The sequence below is a fragment of the Pseudomonas sp. zjy_15 genome, from assembly GCF_043101865.1.
Taxonomy (GTDB): Bacteria; Pseudomonadota; Gammaproteobacteria; order Pseudomonadales; family Pseudomonadaceae; genus Aquipseudomonas; species Aquipseudomonas putida_Y.
The window spans coordinates 60,180-85,340 of the sequence record NZ_JBICII010000059.1; the positions used below are offsets into that span (position 1 = coordinate 60,180).

Sequence of the window (25,161 nt, forward strand, 5' to 3'; positions counted from 1 at the left end):
GCGGTCAGTCTGTGCTCAGCACGCCACGGCGTACCTGGTCACGCTCGATGGATTCGAACAGTGCCTTGAAGTTGCCTTCACCAAAGCCATCGTCGCCTTTACGCTGGATGAACTCGAAGAAGACCGGGCCAAGCAGGGTTTCCGAGAAAATCTGCAGCAGCAGGCGCTTGTCTTCGGGTTGCGAGGCACCATCGAGCAGGATGCCACGCGCTTGCAGTTGGTCGACCGGCTCACCATGGCCAGGCAGGCGCTCTTCGAGCATTTCGTAGTAGGTTTGCGGTGGCGGGGTCATGAAGCGCATGCCCAACCCCTTCAGGGCATCCCAGGTCTTGAGCAGGTCATCGGTCAGGAAGGCCACGTGCTGGATACCTTCACCGTTGAACTGCATCAGGAATTCTTCGATCTGCCCCGCGCCCTTGGACGACTCTTCGTTGAGCGGGATGCGGATCATGCCATCAGGAGCAGTCATGGCCTTGGAGGTCAGGCCGGTGTATTCGCCCTTGATATCGAAGTAGCGGATTTCACGGAAGTTGAACAGCTTCTCGTAGAAACCGGCCCAGTAGGCCATACGCCCGCGATAAACGTTATGGGTGAGGTGATCGATGATTTTCAGGCCGGCCCCTACCGGGTTGCGATCCACGCCTTCGATGAAGTTGAAGTCGATGTCGTAGATCGAGCTGCCTTCCTCGAAGCGGTCGATCAGGTAGAGCGGTGCCCCGCCGATACCCTTGATCGCCGGCAGGCGCAGTTCCATCGGGCCGGTTTCGATTTCTACCGGCTGGGCGCCCAGTTCCAGGGCGCGGGCATAAGCCTCATGGGCATTGCGCACGCGGAAGGCCATGCCGCACACCGACGGGCCGTGTTCAGCGGCGAAGTACGAGGCAATGCTTTTGGGTTCATTGTTCAGGATCAGGTTGATGTCACCCTGGCGATACAGGTGCACATCCTTGGAACGGTGGGTGGCCACTTTGGTGAAGCCCAGTATCTGGAATACAGGCTCAAGTACGCCAGGGGTCGGCGAAGCCAGTTCGATGAATTCGAAGCCCATCAGGCCCATTGGATTTTCGAAGATATCAGCCATGTTCGTGTTCTCATCTGCAGCGAAAATTATTGATTGCGTGGGATGTGGAACAGAAACGGCGGTGAGCACGGGATACCCCGCACGCTACGTGCAAGGAAATCACCTATGATCAGCTTGAACCCATGGTATGTCATATGGACCCATTCTCGGCGGGCTTGATCCTTCGGAAGTGAAGGACCTTATTGTTGTATTCGTAAATCGATTCTACAGTGCGTAAAATGGTTTGTCGCGTTTTTAGTTGCTCGTACGCGCCGACAAACGGCTATCCTCTCGTTTTACTTCATGATAGTCAGGTCAGCATGCCCCTTACCGTCAAACGCCGCGCCGCACTCAGCTGGCGCTCGCTCTTGCCTTGGGTCGTCGGCGTGCTGCCGGTCATGTGCGGCCTGGCCGTGATGAACTGGCAGGTCGAGCGTGAAATGCAGGCCAGCAGCCAGGCCACCACCCGCCAGGCACTGGAGCACGTCGAACACATTCTCGACGACCTGTCCCGTGCCGCCAATTCGCTGCTTCCACTGACTGACAGCCCATGCGAGCAGGCCAAGCTTATGCTACGGGCCCAGGTTACCCGCAACGCCTTCGTGCGCTCGACCAACCTGTTCAGGCACAACAACCTTTATTGCACCTCCCTGTTCGGCGAGTTCGAAGAACCGGTCAATCCTGGCGATTACGTCGACGGCAAGTTATGGCTGATGGACGGCAACTCGGTTACGCCGGGCCACCCGCTGCTGGTCTACCGTGCCAGCGACGGCGACCACGGTGCAATCACCACGGTGGATGGCGACCACCTGCTGACAGCACTGCGCCTGATCGGCCCCGATGAAGAACTGCAAATCCGCGTGGGCGACGCCTGGATGGGCAAGGACGGTGTGGTCCACAAAGGCCTATCCCCTGCCGCCCCCAGTGCCAACGTGCTGATAGGCTCGACGCGCTACCCTTTCAGTGTGCAGGGCGGCTACAGTGCCGACAAGCAGGGGCAACTGTTACGTAGCCACTACCCTGGCCTGCTCAGTCTGCTCCTGGTACTGGGTGCCCTGGCGGCGTTGGTGTGCCGCTGGCAGATTCGCCGCGCCACCTCACCGCGTGCCGAACTGGAGCGTGCCCTGCAGGCCGATGAATTCCTGCCGTATTTTCAGCCGGTGGTGCGCAAGGGCGATTACCGCTGGGCCGGCGCGGAAGTGCTGATGCGCTGGCACCACCCACGAGAAGGCCTGGTTCGCCCCGACCTGTTCATCCCCTATGCCGAACACAGCGGGCAGATTGTCGCCATGACCCGCGCGCTGCTGACACATACCGCGCAAAGCCTGGCGCCCTATGCCGGGCTGCTGGAAGACGGCTTCCATATTGGTGTCAACATCACCGCTGACCACTGCCGCGACCTCAGCCTGCTGGATGACTGCCGCACGTTCCTGCAGCACTTTCCGCCCGGCCGGGTGGTGCTGACCCTGGAACTGACAGAGCGCAAGCTGATCGAGCCCACGCCGGTCACCCTTGAGCTATTCGAAAAGCTGCATGCCATGGGCGTGATGATCGCCCTCGACGACTTCGGCACCGGCCAGTCGAGCCTCAACTACCTGCGGCAATTCAAGGTCGACTACCTGAAGATCGACCAGAGCTTCGTTGCCATGATCGGCGCCGATGCGCTGTCAGTGCACATACTCGAGACCATCATCGAGCTGTCGGGCAAGCTGGACCTGGGCATCGTTGCCGAGGGAGTGGAAACCGACCTGCAGCGCGACTACCTGGCCGCGCACGGGGTGGACTTCCAGCAGGGTTACCTGTTCGCCAGGCCCATGCCGGCCGCCCAGTTCCTCGAAGCCCTGGCCACTCGCCCGGGCGCAACGCAGTTGCCGCAAGGCGCGCCCCCTGAGATCATGCGCGGCTGATCAACCCGCTCAATTCCCTTATTCGAGGCATTCGTGTCAAAAGGCATTGTTTCATCGGTCATGGCGTCCTGTTTGTTCGCTGTGATGTACTTCTATACCTCCCTGCTCAAGCCACTTGATGGCGAAGAAATCTTTGGCTGGCGTACCCTGCTGACACTGCCCTGCCTCACCCTGTTCATGCTTGTCTCGAAAGACTGGAAGCGGGTGGGCGAACTGATGGGCCGGGTAAAACGTACGCCGGTGCTGTTGCTCGGCATGGTCGGCACTTCCTGGCTGATGGGGGTGCAGCTGTGGCTGTTTCTCTGGGCGCCCCTGCATGGGCGCAGCCTGGAAGTGTCAATGGGTTACTTCCTGCTGCCACTGGCCATGGTCCTGACCGGGCGGCTGGTATATGGCGAGCGCCTGTCTCGCCTGCAGACGGTAGCCGTGGCCTGCGCCGCGCTGGGCGTGGGCCACGAGCTGTACCAAAATGGCAGTTTTGCCTGGGAAACCCTGCTGGTAACGGTGGGCTACCCGATCTACTTCGTGCTGCGCCGACGCTGCCGCACCGACCACCTGGGCGGCCTGTGGTGCGACATGTGCCTGCTGCTGCCGTGGGCGCTTTACTTCGTGATCCAGAGCCCACTTTCCAGCGCCGATTTGCAAGCACACCCCGGGCTCTATGTGCTGATCCCGATCCTTGGTGCGATCAGCGCTTCAGCGCTGATTGCCTACGTGCTGGCCAGCCGCATGCTGCCATTCAGCCTGTTCGGCCTGCTCAGCTACGTCGAACCCGTGCTGCTGGTAGGCGTGGCGTTGCTGCTGGGCGAAACCATCGGCCCGGATCAGTGGCTGACCTACCTGCCAATCTGGGCCGCGGTACTGGTGCTGGTGCTTGAGGGCTTCAAGCACCTGCTACGTCAGCGTCGCCGTTCGGTGTAAGCCGAACCTGGCGTACCCGTCGCTCTTCAACCGCCTCCACGGTCAGCGTCCAGCCATTCCAGGCCAGCCGGTCACCGACCATCGGCAGGCGGTCGAGCAAGCTCATCACCAGGCCCGCAAGGGTCTGGTAATCTTCGGTAGCACGGGCACTGAAGCCAGTACGCGCCTGCACCTGGCTGAGGTTCAGCGCGCCGCTGACCACAAAGCCTTCCCCCTCCTGAACGATGCCCGGGCCTTCGACTTCACTGGCATCCGGCAGCTCGCCGGCAATCGACTCAAGGATGTCGGTCATGGTCAACAGCCCGGTGAAGTCACCGAACTCGTTGACAACGAAGGCAATGTGGGTCGACTGACCGCGCATTTGCTCCAGGGCATTGAGGATGCTGAAGCTCTCCAGCAGGTTCAATGGCGCCCGGGCCATGTTTTCCAGGTCGGGCTGGTTGCCCGAGAGCAGTTCTTTCAGCAGTTCCTTCTTGTGCACAAAGCCCAAGGGCTCGTCCACGCGACCATCACGGATGAGTGGCAGGCGCGAGTACGGCGAATTGGCCAGGGCCTGGGCAATGGCATCGGCCGGTTGCGCCAGGTCGATCACATCAACCTCGGCACGGGCAGTCATCACCGTACGAATCGGCCGCTCGGCCAGGTTCAGCACGCCGCTGATCATGACCCGCTCACGACGGTCGAACAGCACGTGTTCCCCGCCGCCCTCGACCAGGTCGGCAATTTCCTCGCCTACCTCGTCAGCCTCGACCCGGCGGCCGCCCAGCAGGCGCAGCACGGCATGGGCAGTTCGTTCGCGCAACGGCCGATGCTGTTGCAAGCTGCGCTTGCGGCGGGCACGGGCCAGTTGGTTGAACATCTCGATCAGGATCGAGAAGCCGATGGCCGCGTACAGGTAGCCTTTCGGGATATGGAAGCCCAGACCTTCTGCGGTGAGGCTGAAACCGATCATCATCAGGAAGCCCAGGCACAGCATGATCACCGTGGGGTGGGCGTTGACGAAGCGGGTCAGCGGCTTGCTGGCAACGATCATGATACCGATCGAGAAGATCACCGCGATCATCATCACGGACAGTTCATCGACCATGCCCACCGCCGTGATCACGGCATCCAGCGAGAATACCGCGTCCAGTACCACGATCTGGGCAACGATCGGCCAGAACGCGGCATGGCGCAGCGTGCCACTGGCCTGGGTCACGTGACCTTCCAGACGTTCGTGTAGCTCCATGGTGGCCTTGAACAGCAGGAACACACCACCGAACAGCATGATCAGGTCACGGCCAGAGAAGCTCTTGTCGAACACTTCGAACAGCGGTGCGGTCAGGGTGACCATCCACGAAATGCTGGCCAACAGGCCCAGACGCATGATGAGCGCCAGGCTCAGGCCAATGACCCGCGCGCGGTCGCGCTGATGCGGCGGCAACTTGTCGGCGAGGATGGCGATGAACACCAGGTTGTCGATACCCAGCACCAGCTCGAGGACGATAAGCGTCAACAGGCCTAGCCAGGCCGTGGGGTCGGCTAGCCATTCCATTAGCGGGTACTCACGAGGGAAACGTCACACGGACGAGGGAAGGATGGCCGGAAAAGCCGAAGACTGGGGGGCTCCGCGAAGGTGCTCATATAGACCTTGATAAAAAATTGGGAGGACGATGCTACAAGCACAGCAGGTTTCTGTAGTAGCGCAAAACTATTACAAAACCTGTAACACCCCTGCATCGCCATTAGCCCTGCAGGCGCGAGTCGTGCGCAGGTACTTTTGTTCAATACATCAGAACGCCAGCCACGCAAGGATAACGCCTCCCCAACCACACGGATCTTCCTCATGAGCCTGTACCTGTCCATGGCCGCCTTCGCGCTTGCGGCCTCGATCTCCCCCGGCCCGGTCAACATCGTCGCACTCGGCAGCGGTGCCCGCCATGGCCTGCGCGCCAGCCTGGCGCATGTGGCCGGTGCCACGCTGGGCTTCTGCCTGCTGCTGGTGCTGGTGGGGCTGGGCCTGCATCAACTGCTGCTGCGCTGGCCTTTGCTGGGCCTGATGTTGCACTGGGGCGGGGTGGCTTTTCTGCTGTACATGGCGTGGAAGCTGGCCAGTGACGACGGTAACCTGAACAACGCTCAGTCTGGCCGACCCTCTTCAGCCTGGCACGGCGCAGCAATGCAGTGGCTTAACCCCAAAGCCTGGTTGGCAGCCGTTGCCGGGGTGGGAGCCTACACCGGCGGTGAACAGCACTTGCTGTGGCTGTTTACCTGGATCTATGGCCCAATCTGTTTCATTTCGGTGGCCTGCTGGGCCTGGGCCGGCAGCGTGATTCGCCAGTACCTGGACAACCCACGTCACCTGCGCATGCTCAATCGGAGCCTGGCCGTGTTACTGGTCGCCAGCGCGGTTTACCTGATCCTTTAAGGCATGCCCGGCTCCTGCAGGAGCGCCCAGACTAGGGACGGCGTTTCTGTAATGCCCCGGTGTCGCCGCCAGGTGCTGTTTGAATGCCCGCTGCAGGTGCGCCTGATCAGCAAACCCTGCCTCCTGTGCAACGTCAGCAATGGCCCGGCCCTGGCGCAACTGCGCCCGGGCCAGTTGCACGCGCTGGTCTAGCAGGTAGCCATGCGGTGTCAGGCCAAAGCGTTGGCGAAAAGCACGAATCAGGTAGGACCGAGACAGGCCGCAAGCCCCGCAGATATCCTCGAGGCTGAGCGGGTCACTGCGATGGGCGCGTATGAAAGCTGCCGCTGCATCCAGCCGAGGATTGCCCTCGTCAACCTCGTTGGCATTACCACCAAGCATGCCCGGCAACTCGCTGAACAGGGCCACCAGACGGGCCTCGCGATCAGGCAGCCTGGCATCGAACAGGTCGGCAAAGGCCTGCAACAGCCGCCGATACAACACAGGCGAGCGGCTCCAGGTCTGCGTTGGCAGGGTAAAGCCTACTGACTGCAACCAAGGCTGATCGACGAACAGCATCAGGTAAGACCAGGGATCCCCGGCAACAGGATTGCAGGCATGTACCACGCCCGGGTTCATCAGCACTGTGGTGCCCGCCCCAACCTCAACGCACTGGTCACTGTTGATATAAGTGCTACGCCCCCCCGTGATGACACCAATGGAGAAGCTCTCGTGGGAGTGCGCGGCGTAGCACACCTTGCGCCCGTCCCCTACCCGTCGGGCTTCGACGAACGGCAAGGCAGGATCGCGCCAAAACCGTGAGACCTCAATCATCCTCTACAGCCCTGCTCGCCGCTGACGTATGCACGAATACTACACACTTATCGTGGAAACAGATCCAGCGTGCGCTCCACTTCGCCAATATCAATCCTGAAACCGTCGCCTTCCGGTAGGCCAACCACAAAGCCGAAATGCTGGTGATCACGATCCGTCAGGTACTTGTAGTAACTGACGAAACGGTTCGGCGGCTGCAAAGTCAGCAGGCAGCCGCCAGCCTGGAGCACATTCACGCCATGCACCAACTGGCTCCCCTCCACCCCGATGACCACTTTAGCCCCGGCGCACGCCGCGACAATACTGGGTACATCGGACTTCAGCGGGTTGACGATGCGAAAACCGCGGGTAGTGCGCAGATGCTCGGCAAGCTCCAGCTCGTTGCGCAGCAGGCGCAGGTCACCATCTCCGCCCCGCAACAGGAAAACCCCCGGGTGCTGCGTGTGCGACACATGCGAGAGCAGCTTGTCACCCATGGCTCGGTAGCGAGCATGCCGGCTGCGGTTGTTGCTCTGGTCATCGAACAGCACCACCTCACGGAAGAACGCACTGCGCAGGCGCAAAGGCTTCATGTCCAGCCAGTCTTCATAGGCCGGTGCCTGGGTAAACAGTGGATACCTGGCAGAGGGGGCGGTGGTCACCGGGATGCCCTCGTTGCAGGCCAGCGCATAGGTCGGGCAATCCTCCATCAGCCAGGTGCCGAACCAAGCGTTACCGTTTTGCGTGCAGTAGATCGCGGCGCGGTCGATTTCATGGTCGATGAGGATGGTCGGGAAGGTACACGGCTTCTGCGACAGCCAATGGCTGGCCTTGCCCTTGTACAACGCCCCATCGACCAGCCACACATCCTTGACCAGGTAGCCGCGGGTTGGCCCTTGCAACGTGTGGACACCTCCCCCCATGGTCTGCGCCGGGTGCACGTAAGGGTAAAACCGCTTGCCTTCCCAGCCCGTCACCCGATCGAGCTGGCCAGGCAGGAAAATGGCCGGCGGCGAAACTGTGGCCTCGCCCGGGGCAATGTCCCAACTCTTGGTGGCGAGGCTCTTGATGTCGATCGCCGCTTTCCTGCTCAGCCGCTTGCGCAGCATGTGGCGGTAGGCGGCCAAGGTCCAGGTGTGTTGCCTGGCTGCGGGCGATGCACTGAACTGCGAGATGTCGCTTCCCATGAAGCGTCCCCCCTGATGACGAAGACTGGAGCCCGGCGCCCGGCGCCAGATCAAAGCATCCCTGGCAGTTAGTCAATTGCTCGTGACTCGTTCCATGGTGGGCGGTGACTGCAAGCTGGCGTAACGGCTGCGCAACGTTTCCACAAACGGTTCGCCTGCCCCGCTCCCTCCGTAGAGATAAATCTTGTGCAGGCCACCAAACACCATTTCGTGATAGCGACTGGCAACTTCCTCATCGCTTGGGCCATCCGGCAACCCCAGATGCAACGTCAGCTTGTCGCCTTCGACCGCGAACATCGGCGTGTCCCACAGGAATTTTGCTGTACCGGTCTTGGGCAAACGGACAAACAGGTACGCATGGTTACCCAGCGAATCGATATCACCACCGCGGCGGCGCTTCCACTTCAGCAGGCCGTCGTCCGGGCGCGCCAGACACAGGCCGATGTCGTAATAATCGAAGCCCTGCTCCAGTGCCCACTCGAGCGCCATGAAGGTGGTGATCGAATTCACCTCGCGCAATTTCTTCGCATCGGAAAACACCGCTTCACAATAACCAAAGCGCAACGTGCTCCAGTAACGCTTGCCGTCGCGTACCACTTCACACCCCAGGTGGCAGCCGATCACCTCATCGCCCAGCATGATCAAGTCAAGCCGGCCAACACTCTTGGCAATACGGAACACCTCTTGGGTAGGAAACTGCGCGGCGTGAATGCCCTGCCTGGCCGAAGCGTATGGGCGCAGCAGTTCCCGGTCGGCCATGGCGATTTCTTCGTCCGAAAGGGCTTGGCGCATGTGATATAGGGGCCGGTTCTTGCGAATGCTGCGCCGCAGTTCGCTGTCGTAGCGGGCAGTGATGTCCTCCAGCGGGCGCCCCAGCGGCACCACCGCACTCAGGTAATGCGGCACTGACAGCGCCCCCGACGTGGGCATTTCACTGATGACCACGACGTGGCTGGCAGCCGCCGTGGCACTTGCACTGTCTACGATCGATGCGCTGCCCTGGCCCTTGCCACCGATCAGCAGCTTGGCCATTTCCCGTTGCTGCTTGCGGCCGATGTAGAGGATTTCGTACGGGCTTTCCTGTTGCGGGCGAAACCTCGCAACTTCCCAACGCCAGAGACAGGCACGCGCCATCATTTCTCGCACTTTGCAGGCCAGCAGCCTGACTTCGTAGCGCGTGGAGGGCGACAGGAGCTTGCGCGCCACAGTCGTCAAGGTCTTTTTCATTTTTTCTTCGACGTCCTTTGAAGTGCACTGTTGGCCAATCGGAACAAGAGAAAAAACCCGGCAAAATCACTTAACACTTTGATTTTTATTGTTTTACTTGAAACTTTATTATCACATTCAGTAACAATTTAAGATGCCTGCAAACGCTTTGGCAAGCGGCTTCTGGCTGACTTCAGATCAAGTTTCATGGCGTCAAATTACCCGCATCAAACCGGTGCTCAGCATAACTTTTGCTATAACCATGCCCATCAAGCGTCCGCCGCCCATTTCGCTATCAATGAATAACCTTTGACGCCTTCTCTTAGCATAAACGACCGTCAGGTTGCCGACTGCTTGCCGCCAGGCATGGGCAGCGATGTTGAGCCAGACTGGTGTTTTTCCGGCAGCCAGTGCATGCTCGTAGCTGAAACGATTCAACCGACTTGAAAACCGCCCTTTGATGTGAGGTGCAGTACCCATGGACCGTTTGCTCGATTCACTCTTCCCCAGCGCCGAGAACATCCCGGAAACCTGGCGCCTGGGGGCCCCACTGGAACAACGCGACTACCTGGTCAACGGAGAGCTCAGGCGCTGGGACGGCCCGTTGGCCACGGTGCGCAGCCCGGTGTGGCTCAAGCAAGGCGACGAAGAGCATCAGGTCATACTGGGCAGCGCCCCGCTGCTGGATGCCGAGACCGCGCTTACCGCCCTCGATGCCGCCGTGCAGGCCTATGACAAAGGCCGTGGCGCCTGGCCGAACATGCGCGTGGCCGAGCGTATCCAGCATGTCGAAACCTTCCTTGCACGCATGCGTGAACAGCGCCAGGCCGTGGTCAAGCTGCTGATGTGGGAGATTGGCAAGAACCTGAAGGATTCGGAAAAGGAATTCGACCGCACCTGCGACTACATCGTCGACACCATCAACGCCCTCAAGGACCTGGACCGCCGCTCCAGCCGCTTCGAACTGGAACAAGGCACCCTCGGCCAGATCCGTCGCGTCCCGTTGGGCGTGGCCCTGTGCATGGGGCCCTACAACTACCCTCTGAACGAGACGTTTACCACGCTGATCCCGGCGCTGATCATGGGCAACACCGTGGTGTTCAAGCCGGCCAAGTTCGGCGTACTGCTGATTCGCCCCTTGCTCGAAGCGTTCCGCGACAGCTTCCCGCCAGGCGTGATCAATGTCATCTATGGTCGTGGCCGGGAAACGGTGAGCGCGCTGATGGCCAGCGGCAAGGTCGATGTTTTCGCCTTCATCGGTACCCATAAAGCCGCCAGCGACCTGAAGAAACTGCACCCACGCCCGCATCGCCTGCGCGCCGCACTGGGCCTGGACGCCAAGAACCCGGGCATCGTGCTGCCCCAGGTCGACCTCGACAACGCTGTCGAAGAGGCCGTCACCGGCGCGCTGTCGTTCAACGGCCAGCGCTGCACGGCACTGAAGATCCTGTTCGTCCATGAGGATGTGGTCGAGGCCTTCCTGGACAAATTCCAGCGCAAACTGGCCGCGCTCAAGCCCGGCATGCCGTGGGAACCTGGCGTGGCGCTGACGCCGTTGCCCGAACCCGGCAAGGTCGACTACCTCGATGGCCTGGTTGCCGATGCGACGGACAAGGGCGCACGCGTGCTCAACGAAAATGGCGGGCACAGCCGCGGTTCATTCTTCTACCCGGCCTTGCTGTACCCGGTCAGCCGGGAAATGCGCGTGTACCACGAGGAGCAGTTCGGCCCGCTGGTACCGGTGGTGCCCTACCGCGACCTGCAAACGGTGATCGACTATGTACTGGACTCCGACTACGGCCAGCAACTGAGCCTGTTCGGCAACGACCCGGCCACCATCGGCAGCCTCGTCGACATCTTTGCCAACCAGGTCGGGCGCATCAACATCAACGCCCAGTGCCAACGCGGGCCGGACACCTACCCGTTCAACGGCCGCAAGAACAGCGCCGAGGGCACGCTGTCCGTAGATGACGCTTTGCGTGTGTTTTCCATCCGGACGCTGGTCGCCACACGCTTCCAGGAGGCCAACAAAGCGCTGATCAGCGAGATCATCCGCAACCGCCAGTCGGGCTTCCTGACCACCGACTACATCTTCTGACCCGCCGCGCTTAGAGACAATCGATCTAGCGTCACTGTCGATTTTCCATCTGGGCGAACGACTCTAAGCAACAGGGCGCCGTCCGGCGCCCATTGCACAGGAGAGTCGAACATGGCAGTCAAACCTATCCCCGAAGGCCAGCACAGCATCACGCCCTACCTGGCCATCAACGACGCCGCCAAGGCCATCGAGTTCTACAAGCAAGCCTTTGGGGCGGTGGAAATGTTCCGCCTCGATGCCCCAGGCGGTCGCGTTGGCCATGCCGAACTGAGAATCGGCGATTCTTCGCTGATGCTGGGCGACCCCTGCGACATGGAAGGCGGCCTCACCGCCAGCCAGAAACTCAGCGGTGCGGGTGTAGGCCTGCACTTGTATGTTGCAGACTGCGACAAGGTCTACGCCCAGGCCTTGGCCGCCGGGGGCATCCAGTTACACCCCTTGACCGACCAGTTTTACGGTGACCGCAGCGGCACTCTGAAAGATCCGTTTGGCAACATCTGGTTCGTTTCCACCCACAAGGAGGACCTGACCCCCGACGAGATTCGCGCCCGCGCCGCGAAGATGTTCGGCGGAAGCCAAGCGGCGAGTTGAAAGCCGCGCGACTTTGCTTGAAGCTTGAGGCTCGTAGCTTGGAGCTGCTTCATGCGAATCATCGACAAAACCGCCACCCAGGTGCGCAGCCTGACCCCCGCCGAAGAGGAACTGCTGGTCGGCTTTGCCACCGGCAGCCTCGCCGGCCCGCGCCTGCTACAGGCCAACCAGCTACTGATGAAAGTGCGCAACGCCAACCAGTGGCTGGCTTGCGACTGCCGCAACGATGCCTTGCCGGTGCTCAACGTCACCCTCAACGGCAGCACCGGTACGCTCTTCCTCAAGAACAACCCGGGCACCGCCGAGCACGCGCCAGGCTGCCCGTTCACCAAGGACGAGCGGGAAGCCGCCGAGCGTGATAACGATCCTGTCCCCCCCGCCGCCTGGCTGCCACCCGATACACCCTTGCGCCTGATCAGCGACTTCCGTGCTGGCACGGCCGGTAGCGTCGGCGATGGCAACGACAGACGCGAACAGCAGCGCCTGCTGTCACTGCTGCTGACCTGGATTGAAACCAGCGGGTTCAACCTTTACGCCACTCACCTGAAAAAAGACCTGACCACACAATTTGCCGAGTTGCGCAGCGTGGCCAGCCGCTATCCGCTGCTGGAGCGGGTGCCCGCCAGCAACTACCTGGAAACCCGCCTGGACATGAAGCACATGATGATGCTCAAGTCCCGCCTGCGCGAAGCCTCCGTGTTCGGCAACCATCGCCGCCACGGCCTGCTGCTGGACTGCGTCGACCAGATCAAAGGGCGCAAGTTGTTCAACAACCGCAGCGAGGAAGGCTTCGACTTCCAGGGGCATCACCTGTACTGGGGCGGGAGCCGCACCACCGGGCCGTTGCTGGCCCTGATGATCTACTCGCCAACCAGCGCCGGTAGCCATTTCTATGAGTTGATCCATGTGGCCAGTGTGCCCGTGCTGTCGCGCGCGCACCTGTTCCCGGTGTACCGCGATGAAGAGCGCGAGCCGCTCAAGGCATTGGTGTCGCTGATCGACTGGATGGCCAGTAAAGGCGTGAAGGTGCAGATGCGTCGCCCCGTGATCGGTGGGCAGGTGATGGATGAGCTGGTGCTGACCTCGGACCAGGACCGGGTGTTGTCAGTGTCGCTGCTGGAACAGCCCATCGGCCCCGAGCCGGACACCGAGAACTTCAAGCGCTACGCCGACTTCAAAAGCCTGGAAACGTTCCGCAAGTTCGTTGCCGGTTTTTTCATGCGCGAGCGTTGAAACCCATTCGTTGGCTCACGCTGCGATCAAAGGCGGCAAGCAAGCGGCTAGACACGCTTGCATTGGCCACACGTGTGCGTCAGCCCAGGAACAGCTTGTACGCCGGGTTGTCAGTCTCGTCCCAATACTGATACCCCATCTCATCCAGCGTCAACGGCAAGCCCGCCAGCTCGTCCGCTGGCACTTCCAAAGCAGCGAACACCCGCGCCTGCGCCGCACCATGGTTGCGGTAATGGAACAGGCTGATGTTCCAGCGCTTGCCCAACCGCTCCAGAAACCCCAGCAACGCCCCTGGCCGTTCGGGGAACTCGAAGCGCATTACCCGCTCATCCGCCCCTGGCGCGGCATGCCCGCCTACGGTATGGCGCACATGCAGCTTTGCCAGCTCGTTGTCGGTCAGGTCGAGCACGCTGTACCCCTGCTCCCGCAAACTGGCCAGCAACTGCTCACGTGGGTCGTGCACCGGGTGGGTCTGCACCCCCACGAACAGGCGCGCCTCCTTGCCTGCATGGTAGCGGTAGTTGAATTCGGTGATCTGCCGCTTGCCCAGTGCCTGGCAAAAGGCACGAAAGCTGCCCGGCTGTTCCGGAATTGTCACGGCGATGATCGCCTCGCGCTGCTCACCGAGCTCGGCCCGCTCGGCCACATGGCGCAAGCGGTCGAAATTGACGTTGGCGCCGGAGTCGATGGCCACCAGGGTCTGCCCCTGCACACCTTCACGCGCCACGTACTTCTTGATACCTGCCACAGCCAGGGCCCCGGACGGCTCGGTGATCGAACGGGTGTCGTCGTAGATATCCTTGATCGCCGCGCACAGCTCGTCACTGCTCACCGTCACCACCTCGTCGACGAAGTGGCGGCACAGCTCGAAGCAATGGGCACCGATCTGCGCCACCGCCACGCCATCGGCAAAGGTGCCGACCTGCGGCAGGATCACACGTTCGCCGACGGCCATGGCAGCCTGCAGGCAGTTGGAATCCATCGGCTCGACGCCGATCACCTTCACTTCAGGACGCAGGTACTTCACATAGGCGGCAATACCGGCGATCAAGCCGCCACCGCCCACGGGCACGAAAATAGCGTCCAGCGCCCCCGGGCGCTGGCGGAGAATTTCCATGGCCACGGTACCCTGCCCGGCGATCACATCCGGGTCATCGAACGGTGGCACGAAGGTAGCGCCTTCGCTGTCGGCCAGCTTCAGTGCGTGGGCCAGCGCATGCGGGAAGCTCTCGCCCTGCAGCACCACATGCCCGCCGCGCGAACGCACGCCTTCGACTTTCAACGATGGCGTGGTGGTGGGCATGACGATGGTTGCCTTGATACCCAGGTGCGATGCCGCCAAAGCCACGCCCTGGGCATGGTTGCCCGCCGACGCGGTGATCACCCCGCGCTGACGCTGCGCATCGGTCAGACGCGACAGGCGGGTATAGGCACCCCGGATCTTGAACGAAAACGTAGGCTGCAGGTCTTCGCGCTTGAGCAACACCTGGTTGCCCAGTGTGGCAGACAAGGCCGGAGCCGCTTGCAGGGGCGTTTCGATGGCCAGGTCGTACACCGGCGCGGCAAGAATGCGCCGCACCTGCTCCGACAGCAGCTGCTGAGGGGTGACGGTAGTACGAGGGACACTGAAGCTGGTCATCGATGACTCCTTGGCTATTTTCACGTTGCCCAGGAGTCAGAGAGAAAGAACCCGCCTCCAGGGCGGGTTCGGTGCACGTACGCGCTAGCCCGCCAAGCTGATAATGGCGGTAATAATAATGGCGTTCACGTGCGGGAATGTATTCATGGTGCAGGAACTTAGCCTGCCTCGCGGCCGAAAGTCAACACTTGGCCTGCTGCGCCGAAAGCGGCACATCGAACACCTTGTCGAAGCCCCACTGGAAGACAAAGGCGTAAACGAAGAAGAACACGAACAGCGCCAGGTTGGTCAGCAGTGCCGCCCACAGGCTCACGTCCAGCCAGTACGCCACCAGCGGCAGCAGAATCACCACCAGCCCACCCTCGAAGCCCAGCGCATGCAGCAGGCGCCGCAGGAAAGTGCGCTCACGCTTGTGCTGGCGCGCTTCCCAACGTTCGAACACCCAGTTGTAACCCATGTTCCAGCTCATCGCGATGCCTGACATCAGCACCGACAGCAGGGTCGACTGCGCCATGCCGGCGCCGAACGCCAGCTCCAGTGCGGGCGCCACGCAGGCGACGGCGATGGCCTCATAGAGAATGGCCTGGACGATCTTGCGGGCCTTGCCTTGCATGTTCAGCTCCCTGAATGAACGACCTGTAAAGCTACAAGATGCAGCCCGCAAGAAACAGCCCGAAATTTGGACAATCCCGCGTTCGGCTGCTTGTATCTATTCCGTACATGACAGTGACATCTCCTGCACCTTCGTCGAGGGAACGAGCGAGGATAAGACGATGGCCCACTCTGCCCTGCCGGTGGCTGACACATGAGCCTGGTATTCATCGATTTTCTCACTTACCTGCTGTTCGGCCTGAAGCTCCTGGCGATCACCCTTGCCTCGTTGATGTTCCTGTTGGGCCTGGACGACCTGTTCATCGATCTGTGCTATTGGGGCCGCACGCTGATCCGGCGTTTTCGCATCTACGGCAAGTTCGAAAGGGCCGATGAGAAGCGCTTGTACGAAGTCCCGGAAAAACCTTTGGCCATCATGGTCCCCGCCTGGAACGAAGTCGGCGTGGTCGGTGAAATGGCCCGCCTGGCCGCTTCGACCATCGACTACGAGAACTACCAGATCTTTGTCGGCACCTACCCCAACGACCCGCAAACCCAGGCCGACGTGGACGCGGTGTGCCTGCACTTCCCCAACGTGCACAAAGTGGTCTGCGCCCGCCCCGGTCCCACCAGCAAGGCCGACTGCCTGAACAACATCATCGACGCGCTGCTGCGCTTCCAGCAGGACGCCGGCATCGAGTTCGCCGGTTTCATCCTGCATGACGCCGAAGACGTGATCTCGCCGATGGAGCTGCGCCTGTTCAACTACCTGCTGCCGAGCAAGGACATGATCCAGATCCCGGTGTATCCCTACGCACCGGAGTGGAAGGGCTTTACTGCCGGCCACTATGTCGACGAGTTTGCCGAAAACCACGGCAAGGACGTGATCGTGCGCGAAGCGCTGACCGGCCAGGTGCCCAGTGCTGGCGTCGGCACCTGCTTCAGCCGCCGCGCCATCAGCGCACTGCTCGAGGACGGTGACGGCATCGCCTTTGACGTACAGAGCCTGACCGAGGACTACGACATCGGCTTTCGCCTTAAGCAAAAAGGCATGAAGTGCATTTTCGCCCGCTATTCCATCACCGATCCGGCGCTGGCCCTGAAGCAGGAATGGCGCCCGGGCATGAGCCGCGAATTCTCCCAGGTGATCTGCGTGCGCGAGCACTTCCCGCGTGACTGGCAGCATGCCATCCGACAGAAGTCGCGCTGGATCGTCGGCATCGTGTTCCAGGGCACCAGCAACCTCGGCTGGAGCCGAAAAGGTGCGCTCAACTATTTCCTCTGGCGTGACCGCCGCGGGCTGTTCGCCTACCTGCTGAGCTTCCTGGTCAACCTGTTGCTGCTGGTGTTGCTGGCCATGTGGCTAGTTACGGTGATTGCGCCGGAGTCATGGCGTTTCATGTCGATCCTCAGCGACAGCTGGTTGCTGTCGACCCTGCTGTGGCTCAACGGCCTGTTGCTGCTCAACAGGTTGTTCCAGCGCGCCTGGTTCGTCACCCGCTTCTATGGCATTGGCGAGGGCTTGCTGTCAGCGCCGCGGATGATGTGGAGCAACTTCGTCAACTTCTTCGCCAACCTGCGTGCCCTGCGCCAGGTAATGGAAATGGGCGATTCGCGGCGCGTGGCCTGGGACAAGACCACCCACGAGTTCCCCGCCATCGCCACCCCGGCTCGCACACCACTGGGCCAGCGCCTGGTGGCCAAGGGCCTGATCACCGACGAACAGTTGCAGCAGGCCATCACCAGCCCGATTCGTCGGCGCCTGGGCCGCGAACTGCTACTGCGTGGCTGGCTGAACAGTGAGCAGTTGGTGGCCACCCTGGCCGAGCAACTGGACCTGCCCTGGGCACCGCTGAACCCGTTCAAGCTCGACCCGCAACTGATCGCCAAACTGCCGCGCAAGCTGGCCACCCATTATGGTGTACTGCCAGTGGACGAAGACGGCGACACGTTGATCCTGGCCAGTGAAAGCCCGGTCAGCCAGGTGTCGCTGGGTGTGATCAGCCGCCAGCTGAAACGCCCGGTCAAGGCACGCCTGGCCCCTCAGGGCCGGGTCACACTGGGGCTTCGCTACCACTACCCAAGCCCCTGGCAGCATCAAGAAACCCGAGACATGCTGGCCGTGCTCGAACGCCACCAGGACGACGAAGCGCTGCTGGAACGGGTCTGCCATCATCAAGTGATGCTAGGCGCGCTACTGCAGGTGCGCGGCATGGTCCCTGTCACCCTGTTCAACCAGGCGTTGATCGACTTCGACCCCGAACACCAAAGCCTCGGCGAGCACCTGATCGCCCGCGGCATCATCACCAGACAGGTGCTGGAACAGGCCCTGATCGAACAGGCCAGTGAACAGCAAGTAGCGATTGATCTGACCCGGGAGGTGGCATGAAGCCGCGTTTTTCCCTCACCTTTACTGGCCTGCTGCTATGCTCCGCCGCCCTGCCCGCTGCCGCTTCGGCGCCGATGACCGACTTCCAGCGGTTCACCAGCTTTCCGTTCATGGACCGCAGTTATCGCGAGGCCAGGAAAGACAACTGGGCTGAAGTCGAGCGCCTGACCCGCCATGTGCTGGGCCGGGTGCCGAACAACGACGAAGCCCGCGCCCTGCTGGTCGAAGCCCTGGCCCGCCAGCGCCGTTACAAGGAGGCTCAAGCGCTGGCCGAACAGCTAGGCGACAGCCCCGAATACGCCGACACCCTGCTGGAGCTGCGCCTGACCTGGATCGAGCAGGACCCACCACCGGCCAGCCAGGTGGAGCAATGGCTGGTCGCCAGCGACGGCAACCACCGGATACGCCTGTGGCAGGCCTACAGCCTGAGCTTGGCCAAGTTTGGAGGCGCTGCCAAAGCGCTGGAATGGCTCAACCAGCTACCGCCCGGGGGCGACGGCCAGGTACTGCGCCTGGCCCGGGCCAACTTCGCCGAACAGCTGCGCAACTGGAAGGAAACCATCGAGCAACTGCAGCCGTTGGCCGACACAGGCCAGTTGCCTGCCGAAGACTGGCAACGCCTGGCCAATGCCTATATCCAGCAAGTTGACGAAAAGGGCCTGACTGCGCTGCTGGCCCACGCCCCCTCCCTCGCAGCGGCCAACCAGACGCGGCTGGCCATGGCCAACCGCGCCATTGCCGTCGGCCACCACCAGCAGGCCCAACGTTGGCTGCAGTCGCTACCGCCTGATCAACTGCAGAAACCCGAACAGCGCCAGCAACTTTGGCAACTGGCCCGCGAAGGCGACGATGCGGCGCTGGTGCGGCGCCTGAGCAACGACCTGCAGCGCCCCTGCCTCGAAACGGTCGACTGGCTGTCACATCAAGACCCGGACCTGGCCCGGGAACAGTTCAAGGGCTGCTCCGCCAGCTCCGACCCACGGGCTTATGCCGTGCTCAAGCAGCGCCTGTATGGCGCCCCACCGCCGCAGCCGCGCACCACCGCAGAATGGGAACAACGCTATCGACAGACCGGCGACCTCGCCGCACTGGAGCAAACCACCTTCCTGTTGACCGAACAGGGCCACGGCGATCACGCACGGCAATTGCTGGAGCAGGCCTACGACCGCCGCCAGGGCCGCCTAGGCCCATCGCTGCTACAGCGGCTGGGCAACCTGTATGCCCGCAACGACGGGCCCCTGGACAGCCGCCGCATGCTCGGCCTGATACTCCGGGTCAACGCCAACACCCGCGCCCAGTTGCTCGGACGGCTGGCCGAAGCCGGCCAGTGCGATGCCGTACGCCAGGCAGTGCCGGCCAACCCGAGCGAACCTGGCCAGTACCGCGCCCTGGGCCGTTGCGCCATGCCCGACCAGCCGGGTGAGGCGGTGGTCTACTACCAGGCTGCCGAGCGCCTGGGCGGTCCTGGCAACCGTCTGGCGCTGGCCTACGCACTCGAAGCGGCCGGCGACTCCGAAACCGCCCAGCCCATCTGGCGCAGCCTGCCAGACAGCGCCTTTACCGATAATGCCCGCCTCACCGCCGCACGCGGCGCGCTGAATGCAGGCGACGCCGATGCAGCGCGCCGCTACTGGGACGCTGCCGCGCACCAAAGCGCCGACGACTGGGCGTTGGGCGCCGCCATCGCCCAGCGCCAAGGTGACCCGCAGACCGCGCTGGGCTTCCAGCGCCAGGCGCTGGCGCACAACCCGCGCGCCGATCACTACTACGCCGCATCCGGCACTGCGCAACTGGCCGGTAACAGTGCGCAGAGCACCGCCTGGCTAGCCGAAGCCGTGCGCCTGGCTCCCGACCAGCCGCGCTATCGCGCCGACTATGGCATGCGCCTGGCTGGCTCGACGGACAAGGCTCAGCGCATGCAATCGACCCCCTACCTTGAGCGCGCCACTCGCGACTTCCCCGAGGACTACCGCCTTGGCGAAACACTTGCCTTGCGCTACGACGAACATGCAGACAGCGCTGCGGCACGCCGCGAACTGCGCCGCATCCTCGACGTAGAGCAGAACCTGGTCGACGGTGATGACGAATACGGCAGCCTGGAGGCCCGCAAGTACCGCCAGCGCCGCGCTCACGAGAGCCTGTCACGTCGCGACACCATTACCCTGGCCAGCACCTGGTCGCCGGCTGGCACCTCGACCAACGACAAATTTCTCGACAACGGCCAGCGCAGCGGCAGCTTGCGCCGGGCGCAATCGCAGAACGTGCAGTTGGCCATGTGGGACCATGCTCTGGGCGAGGAGCCCAGCCGCAATGGCAGCACCCTGTCAGTGTATGGCCGGGTACTGTTCGGTGGCCAAAGCCGCACCGACTATGCCCAGAGCATGGGTACCGGTGTCGGCCTGCGCTACAAACCGCTCGGCCAGGCCAACCTCAACCTGTATGCCGAGCTTTACCACCAGCGGCAGATCGACGAAGCCCACTACCGCGGCCTCAGCCTTGGCCAACTGCTGAGCCCGGCCAAGGTCGGCGGCAACTGGGGCGATTTGCGCCACCACGCCGAATCGAGCAATGACCTGCTGCTGCGCGCCACCGCCTCGTTCCTCGACCAGGGAGGCTGGCGCAACGACTGGCGCATCGATGAGGACGACTGGAACGAACGGTTCCTCTACCTCGATGCTGCCTGGTGGACCCGCGCCGGCGACCATGCCTGGCTGTCGCGCTACCAGCAAGGCCACGCCTGGAAGCTGCCGGGCAGCTCGCCGCAAACCCTCATGCCCTACGGCTTTGTCGAGTTCTCCAGCCAGGACCCTGGCAACGACTGGCGCCAGGACGCCCGCGCCGGTGTCGGCGTGCGCTGGCAATGGTGGTTCGACGACGACCGCTACAACGCCTACCGCGGCTCGCTGAAAGTGCGTGCCGAGTACCAGCAATCGTTGGGCGGTAACCTTTACGAGCGCGCCAACGGCGTGCTGGTCGGTGCGGAGATGACCTTCTGATGCGTGCGCTCATCGCCTTCTGCCTGCTAGCCCTGTGCCTACCGGCCACAGCTGACCAGCGCCTGTTCTACCAACCCCTGAACCGCGATGCCAGCGTCACGCCCGCCCAGTGGCAGCACCTGTGGCAAGCCACCGCGGCCCAAGGTGGCAAAACCCTGATCGTGCAATGGAGTGCTTACGGCGACAGCGATTTCGGCGGAGCCAAAGGCTGGCTGGCCAACAGCCTGCGCACGGCGCGTGCCGAAGGCCTGCAGTTGGTGCTGGGGCTGTACATGGACCCGGCCTACTACCAGCGCCTCGACGAGCTGGATGGCGAAGGCCTGAACAGCTACTGGAAAGCGCAGCTGGGGCGTTCGCTCAGCCAGTACCAGCAACTGCGCCAGGCCTGGCAGTTGCCAGTGGACGGCTGGTACCTGCCCATGGAGCTGGACGACCAGCATCTACGCGAGGCCGAACGGCGTGATGCGCTGTACAGCCAGCTACAGGCCTTCAACCGCCGGTTGGACAAGCCGTTGCATATCAGCGCCTTCAGCACGGGCAAGCTGTCGCCGCGGGTCAATGCCGTCTGGCTGGATCAACTGGCCGGCTTGGGCTTGACTGTGTGGTGGCAGGATGGCGCCGGCACCGGACGTTTGCCGGCGTTGGTGCGTCAGGGCTATGAGCAGGCCCTGCCGTGCCGGGTGGGTGTGGTGCGTGAGGCGTTCCGCCAGGTGAGCGCGCCCGAGCAGGCGTTTCGGGCGGAGCCTGCCGAGCCCCGGCTGGGTAGCGGGTGCCATGCCGAGGCAGTGTTTGCCTTGCGCTACCGGCCCTGGGCCAGGGGTGTCTTGCCACAGCAATGAGTCACCAGGGCCGGCCTCTTCGCGGATAAACCCACAGGTCCCCCACACCGTACGGTCCCTGTAGGAGCGGGTTTACCCGCGAAAGGTCCAGGCCTGAAAAAGTAGTAGCCTCAGGAGCCCACCGATGCTCAAGACCATCGAAGCCCACGTACGCCAGCAGGTCGCGCCCGCCGCCCTGCGCGCCGAGTTCCGCCAGCACGAATTCGAGTCCATGCGCTCGTTCTGTCTGCTGGTATTCTCAATAAGCGTCCTGATCTGGCTAATCTTCGACCTGATCGTCAGCTTCCTTGGCGACCAAGGCTTCACCTGGCTGTCCTTCCTGTTCATCGCCCTGCTCGGCAGCCTGATCGTAGTGCTGCGTTTCACCCGCCGCAGCCATCACTTCGACGTGCTCAACCTGCTGTTCATTACCGTCATCACCCTGGGTATGCGCCTGGTGATCGAAGGCCTCCCGATGGCCCTGCGCCCGGTGTGGTTGGTGCTTGGGGTTTCCACCGTACTGTATGCCATGTCGGTGCTGCCAGTGCGGCGCTGGTCATTCTTCTGCGCCATGGTCATCACCTGGGTGATGCTTAATCCGTTCTACCACACCCGCATCGAGCCCCATGCGCTCGAAGGCGCCATGCTGATCAGCTATGCCGTGTTTCTAAGCGGCCTGGTCAGCTACAGCTACCTGCAGATCCGCAAGGCCAAGCTGCACAATTTCTACCTGTCCAAGGTGTTGCTGGAGCAAGCCTACGTCGATGCCCTGACCGACATTCCCAACCGCCGCTCGTTCATGGCCCAGGCCGACCGCCAACTACGGATGGCGACGTCCGGGCAGTACCTGGCAATGATCGATATCGACAATTTCAAGCGGGTCAATGACCGCTTCGGCCATGACGTCGGCGATGAGGTGCTCAAGCGCGTGGCCCTGCATATCAAGGCGAGCATGGCCGACCAAGCGTTTGCCCGACTGGGGGGTGAAGAGTTTGCGATCTTCTTTGAAGGGCTGGATCAGCAAGGGGCCGAGCAGCGAGTGGCAGCGCTGTGCCAGCGCGTGCGCGAGGACGTTGGCGAGCACCCGGTCACCATCAGCATTGGTCTGGCCAGGGTTGACCGGGGAGAGAGCCTGACTACAGCACTGGTCCGCGCCGACCAGGCGCTATATGAAGCCAAACACACCGGCAAGGATCGCTTTGTATTGTGGTCCAGCCAACTGGCAGAGCAGGATTAGCAGGCCCGGCCCCTTCGCGGTTGCAGCCAACCTATGATCCGGCAGGCAAACGAATCCTGAACTGCGCCCCACCCAGCGCCGACTGCGCCAGGGTCAAGGTGCCACCCTGCCCCTCGATCGCCCGCCGGCTGATCGCCAACCCAAGGCCAAAACCACCGGTGTTGCGATCGCGGCTGCGGTCCAGACGGTAGAACGGCTGGAACACCCGCTCGCGCTCCTCCACAGGCACGCCAATCCCGTCATCCTCCACCGTCAGCAGGCAGGCGCCATCGGCTTCCAGGCGCAAGCGCAGCAACAGGCTTTCATCGCAATAGCGCATGGCATTGCGCACCAGGTTCTGCACCGCGCGCGCCGTCAGCCGCGGGTCCAGTACAAAGCGCGGCAACTCACCCTCGGCCCGCACTTCCCAGTGGATACCGCGCCCATCGAGTTCCTCGGCAAAGCCGCCAAGCACACTGTCGACCAGTTCCAGCAGCGATACCTCCACCCGCTCCCGCGCCTGGTCGGCGTTGTACAACCGGCTGTAGGACAGCAGCTCCAGCACCAGTTCATCCAGCTCGCGCACATGCCCGACCAACTCCAGCAGGCGTTTGCGACTGGCTGGCGGCACTTCGTCGAACAGCAGCACCAGGCCGAAATCCAGCCGGGTCAGTGGCGTGCGCAACTCGTGCGAAACCGCATTCAGCAGTTCACGCTGCTGGTTGACGTGGCGTTCCAGGTCACTGGCCATGGTGTCGAATACCCCGGCCAGTTCACCAATGTTGGAGTGAGGCGAAATGTGCGTACGTTCGGCCATCTGCCCCTGGCCCAGGCGCCGAGCGGTCTCCTTGAGGCGCTCCAGATCACGCCAGTGCGGCCAAACCCACAGCAGCAGGCACCCCAGCATGGCTGCACCAATCAACACGGTCACGCCCCACGACAGCACGTTGATGTCCAGCGGGTCTGGCGGGGAATGCAGGCGTACCAGCCACTCCTTGTCCAGCGGCGCCAGCACCGTCTCGTAATAGCCCCACTCGGCAATGCGCACAGCGTAAAGGCCATGCTCCAGGCGCGCCTGCTCCTCATCGCTCAAACCGGCCTGATCCATGCGCAGCAGCTGCAGTTGCAGCGGCGCGAAATCGCTGGCCAGTTCCTGCTCCACCGCTGGCCACTGCTCGCGCGGAGCCTGGCGGAACTGGCGCACGATCAACGCTTGTACACCCTTGGCCTGGTCCAGGTTGTAGGCCATGAACCGGTCGCGGAACAGGCCGACGATGGTGTCAGGGATGAACAGCAACGCGCCGGCGTAGGCGACGATGATCACCAGATACAGCCGCACCAGGATCTTGAGCATGGCCGATCAGCACTCCCACTCGACACGGCTGAACAGGTAGCCCTTGCCCCACACGGTCTTGATCTTGCGCGCTTCGCCGGCGTTGTCGTCGAACTTGCGCCGCAGCTTGGAAATGGCCACATCAACGGAGCGATCGGTGCCATTGAACTCGATGCCACGCAACTGTTGCAGAATACGGTCGCGGTTCATCACCTCACCGGCATTGCGCGCCAGCACCACCAGCAGGTTGTACTCGCCGCTGGACAGCTCCACCTCCTCGCCACGCCAACTCACCGTACGCTCGGCCAGGTCGATGCGCAGGCCACCAATCAGGATCAGGTCGTTGTCCAAACGCGGTTCGTTGACACTGCTGCGGCGCAGCAGTGTGCGCACCCGGGCCAGCAGCACGCGTGGCTCACAGGGTTTGGTCACGTAGTCGTCGGCCCCCATTTCCAGGCCAAGCACCTGGTCATGGCTGTCGTCGCGGGCGGTCAGCATCAGGATTGGCAGGGTCTGCGACTCCTGGCGCAGCAGCCGGCACAGCTGCAGGCCATCGATGCCCGGCAGCATCAGGTCAAGGATGACCAGATCAGGCCTTTGCCGACGGTACTCGTCCAACACATGATCGCCCCGGGCGATCACCTGGACATGGAAGTCGTTGCGTTGCAGGTAGCTGGCGATCAACTCGGACAGGGCGCTGTCGTCTTCGACCAGGAAAATGTTCGGCATAGGTGCTTGGGCGTCTGGGTTGAAGTAAGCCTGTGCCGGCCTCTTCGC

General features: G+C 62.4%; 20 protein-coding genes. 10 read left to right on the forward strand and 10 right to left on the reverse strand.

Annotated elements, in window-relative coordinates:
* Positions 1-4: 4 nt before the first annotated feature.
* Positions 5-1,081 (reverse strand): 4-hydroxyphenylpyruvate dioxygenase, encoded by a 1,077-nt coding sequence (gene hppD / locus ACF8EF_RS11405; RefSeq protein WP_028697182.1) that lies wholly within the window; start codon positions 1,079-1,081, stop codon positions 5-7.
* A gap of 299 nt (positions 1,082-1,380) precedes the next feature.
* Between hppD and ACF8EF_RS11410 the strand changes: the two genes are divergently transcribed.
* Both ACF8EF_RS11410 and rarD read left to right on the forward strand, forming a co-directional pair.
* Entirely contained in the window at positions 1,381-2,967 is a 1,587-nt protein-coding gene (locus tag ACF8EF_RS11410; RefSeq protein WP_209965589.1) for an EAL domain-containing protein, read from the forward strand.
* Positions 2,968-3,000: 33 nt separating this feature from the next.
* A complete protein-coding gene (rarD, locus tag ACF8EF_RS11415) occupies positions 3,001-3,888 on the forward strand; it encodes an EamA family transporter RarD (RefSeq protein ID WP_176683400.1) in 888 nt (295 codons plus the stop codon).
* Here the strand turns inward: rarD and ACF8EF_RS11420 are convergent.
* Entirely contained in the window at positions 3,851-5,422 is a 1,572-nt protein-coding gene (locus ACF8EF_RS11420) for a TerC family protein (protein WP_176683399.1), read from the reverse strand. The two genes, rarD and ACF8EF_RS11420, sit on opposite strands and share 38 nt — an antisense overlap.
* 291 nt (positions 5,423-5,713) lie before the next feature.
* Between ACF8EF_RS11420 and ACF8EF_RS11425 the strand changes: the two genes are divergently transcribed.
* Positions 5,714-6,295 (forward strand): LysE family translocator, encoded by a 582-nt coding sequence (locus ACF8EF_RS11425; protein ID WP_176683398.1) that lies wholly within the window; start codon positions 5,714-5,716, stop codon positions 6,293-6,295.
* Here the strand turns inward: ACF8EF_RS11425 and ACF8EF_RS11430 are convergent.
* The 4 genes from ACF8EF_RS11430 to ACF8EF_RS11445 all read right to left on the reverse strand — a co-directional run bounded on the left by ACF8EF_RS11430 (position 6,260) and on the right by ACF8EF_RS11445 (position 9,960).
* Positions 6,260-7,108 (reverse strand): AraC family transcriptional regulator, encoded by an 849-nt coding sequence (locus ACF8EF_RS11430; RefSeq protein WP_392461160.1) that lies wholly within the window; start codon positions 7,106-7,108, stop codon positions 6,260-6,262. The genes ACF8EF_RS11425 and ACF8EF_RS11430 overlap by 36 nt on opposite strands.
* Positions 7,109-7,155: 47 nt before the next feature.
* Entirely contained in the window at positions 7,156-8,274 is a 1,119-nt protein-coding gene (locus tag ACF8EF_RS11435) for a glycosyltransferase 61 family protein (protein ID WP_176683396.1), read from the reverse strand.
* A 72-nt stretch (positions 8,275-8,346) separates the two neighbouring features.
* Positions 8,347-9,501 carry a hypothetical protein gene (locus tag ACF8EF_RS11440; RefSeq protein WP_176683395.1) on the reverse strand — a complete coding sequence of 385 codons (1,155 nt, stop codon included), beginning with the start codon at positions 9,499-9,501 and terminating at the stop codon, positions 8,347-8,349.
* Between the two features lie 192 nt (positions 9,502-9,693).
* Entirely contained in the window at positions 9,694-9,960 is a 267-nt protein-coding gene (locus ACF8EF_RS11445) for a hypothetical protein (protein WP_176683259.1), read from the reverse strand.
* On the opposite strand from ACF8EF_RS11445, the gene ACF8EF_RS11450 reads away from it, so the two are divergent.
* The 3 genes from ACF8EF_RS11450 (at position 9,959) to ACF8EF_RS11460 (ending at position 13,402) form a co-directional block, all read left to right on the forward strand.
* The gene (locus ACF8EF_RS11450) at positions 9,959-11,578 is read left to right on the forward strand and encodes an NADP-dependent glyceraldehyde-3-phosphate dehydrogenase (protein WP_176683394.1); all 1,620 of its coding nucleotides are present in this window, start codon (positions 9,959-9,961) and stop codon (positions 11,576-11,578) included. The two genes, ACF8EF_RS11445 and ACF8EF_RS11450, sit on opposite strands and share 2 nt — an antisense overlap.
* 111 nt (positions 11,579-11,689) lie before the next feature.
* Positions 11,690-12,169 (forward strand): VOC family protein, encoded by a 480-nt coding sequence (locus tag ACF8EF_RS11455; protein ID WP_176683393.1) that lies wholly within the window; start codon positions 11,690-11,692, stop codon positions 12,167-12,169.
* A 51-nt stretch (positions 12,170-12,220) separates the two neighbouring features.
* Positions 12,221-13,402: a hypothetical protein gene (locus tag ACF8EF_RS11460; RefSeq protein ID WP_392461161.1), complete on the forward strand. Its 1,182-nt coding sequence runs from the start codon at positions 12,221-12,223 to the stop codon at positions 13,400-13,402.
* Positions 13,403-13,481: 79 nt separating this feature from the next.
* On the opposite strand, the gene ilvA is transcribed toward ACF8EF_RS11460, so the two are convergent.
* Entirely contained in the window at positions 13,482-15,041 is a 1,560-nt protein-coding gene (gene ilvA / locus ACF8EF_RS11465) for a threonine ammonia-lyase, biosynthetic (protein WP_392461162.1), read from the reverse strand.
* Between the two features lie 181 nt (positions 15,042-15,222).
* Entirely contained in the window at positions 15,223-15,654 is a 432-nt protein-coding gene (locus tag ACF8EF_RS11470) for a PACE efflux transporter (protein ID WP_176683390.1), read from the reverse strand.
* Between the two features lie 192 nt (positions 15,655-15,846).
* Here ACF8EF_RS11470 and nrfB point away from each other — a divergent pair, with 192 nt between their 5' ends.
* From nrfB to ACF8EF_RS11490, 4 genes are all read left to right on the forward strand, one after another.
* Positions 15,847-18,021, forward strand: coding sequence for a cyclic di-3',5'-guanylate-activated glycosyltransferase NrfB (gene nrfB, locus ACF8EF_RS11475; protein ID WP_392461163.1), 2,175 nt, complete (start codon positions 15,847-15,849; stop codon positions 18,019-18,021).
* Complete coding sequence (locus ACF8EF_RS11480; RefSeq protein ID WP_392461164.1) at positions 18,018-21,017, forward strand: phage receptor; 3,000 nt, start codon at positions 18,018-18,020, stop codon at positions 21,015-21,017. The genes nrfB and ACF8EF_RS11480 overlap by 4 nt, the downstream gene beginning before the upstream one ends.
* The gene (locus ACF8EF_RS11485) at positions 21,017-21,856 is read left to right on the forward strand and encodes a DUF4434 family protein (RefSeq protein WP_176683387.1); all 840 of its coding nucleotides are present in this window, start codon (positions 21,017-21,019) and stop codon (positions 21,854-21,856) included. The genes ACF8EF_RS11480 and ACF8EF_RS11485 overlap by 1 nt, the downstream gene beginning before the upstream one ends.
* A gap of 124 nt (positions 21,857-21,980) precedes the next feature.
* Positions 21,981-23,072, forward strand: a complete 1,092-nt coding sequence (locus tag ACF8EF_RS11490) for a diguanylate cyclase (RefSeq protein WP_176683386.1) — start codon at positions 21,981-21,983, stop codon at positions 23,070-23,072.
* 31 nt (positions 23,073-23,103) lie between these two features.
* Here the strand turns inward: ACF8EF_RS11490 and ACF8EF_RS11495 are convergent, their stop codons facing one another.
* Positions 23,104-24,405 carry an ATP-binding protein gene (locus ACF8EF_RS11495; RefSeq protein WP_176683385.1) on the reverse strand — a complete coding sequence of 434 codons (1,302 nt, stop codon included), beginning with the start codon at positions 24,403-24,405 and terminating at the stop codon, positions 23,104-23,106.
* A 6-nt stretch (positions 24,406-24,411) separates the two neighbouring features.
* The gene (locus ACF8EF_RS11500) at positions 24,412-25,113 is read right to left on the reverse strand and encodes a response regulator transcription factor (protein WP_019437505.1); all 702 of its coding nucleotides are present in this window, start codon (positions 25,111-25,113) and stop codon (positions 24,412-24,414) included.
* Between the last annotated feature and the right edge of the window lie 48 nt (positions 25,114-25,161).

Bases quoted from the DNA above. Each gene is read 5' to 3' on its own strand.
- ilvA (WP_392461162.1), bottom strand. From the start codon at position 15,041: ATGACCAGCTTCAGTGTCCCTCGTACTACCGTCACCCCTCAGCAGCTG.
- ACF8EF_RS11425 (WP_176683398.1), top strand. From the start codon at position 5,714: ATGAGCCTGTACCTGTCCATGGCCGCCTTCGCGCTTGCGGCCTCGATC.
- ACF8EF_RS11500 (WP_019437505.1), bottom strand. From the start codon at position 25,113: ATGCCGAACATTTTCCTGGTCGAAGACGACAGCGCCCTGTCCGAGTTG.
- ACF8EF_RS11485 (WP_176683387.1), top strand. From the start codon at position 21,017: ATGCGTGCGCTCATCGCCTTCTGCCTGCTAGCCCTGTGCCTACCGGCC.
- ACF8EF_RS11410 (WP_209965589.1), top strand. From the start codon at position 1,381: ATGCCCCTTACCGTCAAACGCCGCGCCGCACTCAGCTGGCGCTCGCTC.
- ACF8EF_RS11460 (WP_392461161.1), top strand. From the start codon at position 12,221: ATGCGAATCATCGACAAAACCGCCACCCAGGTGCGCAGCCTGACCCCC.
- ACF8EF_RS11420 (WP_176683399.1), bottom strand. From the start codon at position 5,422: ATGGAATGGCTAGCCGACCCCACGGCCTGGCTAGGCCTGTTGACGCTT.
- ACF8EF_RS11435 (WP_176683396.1), bottom strand. From the start codon at position 8,274: ATGGGAAGCGACATCTCGCAGTTCAGTGCATCGCCCGCAGCCAGGCAA.
- ACF8EF_RS11430 (WP_392461160.1), bottom strand. From the start codon at position 7,108: ATGATTGAGGTCTCACGGTTTTGGCGCGATCCTGCCTTGCCGTTCGTC.
- ACF8EF_RS11440 (WP_176683395.1), bottom strand. From the start codon at position 9,501: ATGAAAAAGACCTTGACGACTGTGGCGCGCAAGCTCCTGTCGCCCTCC.
- ACF8EF_RS11480 (WP_392461164.1), top strand. From the start codon at position 18,018: ATGAAGCCGCGTTTTTCCCTCACCTTTACTGGCCTGCTGCTATGCTCC.
- ACF8EF_RS11490 (WP_176683386.1), top strand. From the start codon at position 21,981: ATGCTCAAGACCATCGAAGCCCACGTACGCCAGCAGGTCGCGCCCGCC.
- ACF8EF_RS11450 (WP_176683394.1), top strand. From the start codon at position 9,959: ATGGACCGTTTGCTCGATTCACTCTTCCCCAGCGCCGAGAACATCCCG.
- ACF8EF_RS11445 (WP_176683259.1), bottom strand. From the start codon at position 9,960: ATGGGTACTGCACCTCACATCAAAGGGCGGTTTTCAAGTCGGTTGAAT.
- ACF8EF_RS11470 (WP_176683390.1), bottom strand. From the start codon at position 15,654: ATGCAAGGCAAGGCCCGCAAGATCGTCCAGGCCATTCTCTATGAGGCC.
- ACF8EF_RS11455 (WP_176683393.1), top strand. From the start codon at position 11,690: ATGGCAGTCAAACCTATCCCCGAAGGCCAGCACAGCATCACGCCCTAC.
- hppD (WP_028697182.1), bottom strand. From the start codon at position 1,081: ATGGCTGATATCTTCGAAAATCCAATGGGCCTGATGGGCTTCGAATTC.
- ACF8EF_RS11495 (WP_176683385.1), bottom strand. From the start codon at position 24,405: ATGCTCAAGATCCTGGTGCGGCTGTATCTGGTGATCATCGTCGCCTAC.
- nrfB (WP_392461163.1), top strand. From the start codon at position 15,847: ATGAGCCTGGTATTCATCGATTTTCTCACTTACCTGCTGTTCGGCCTG.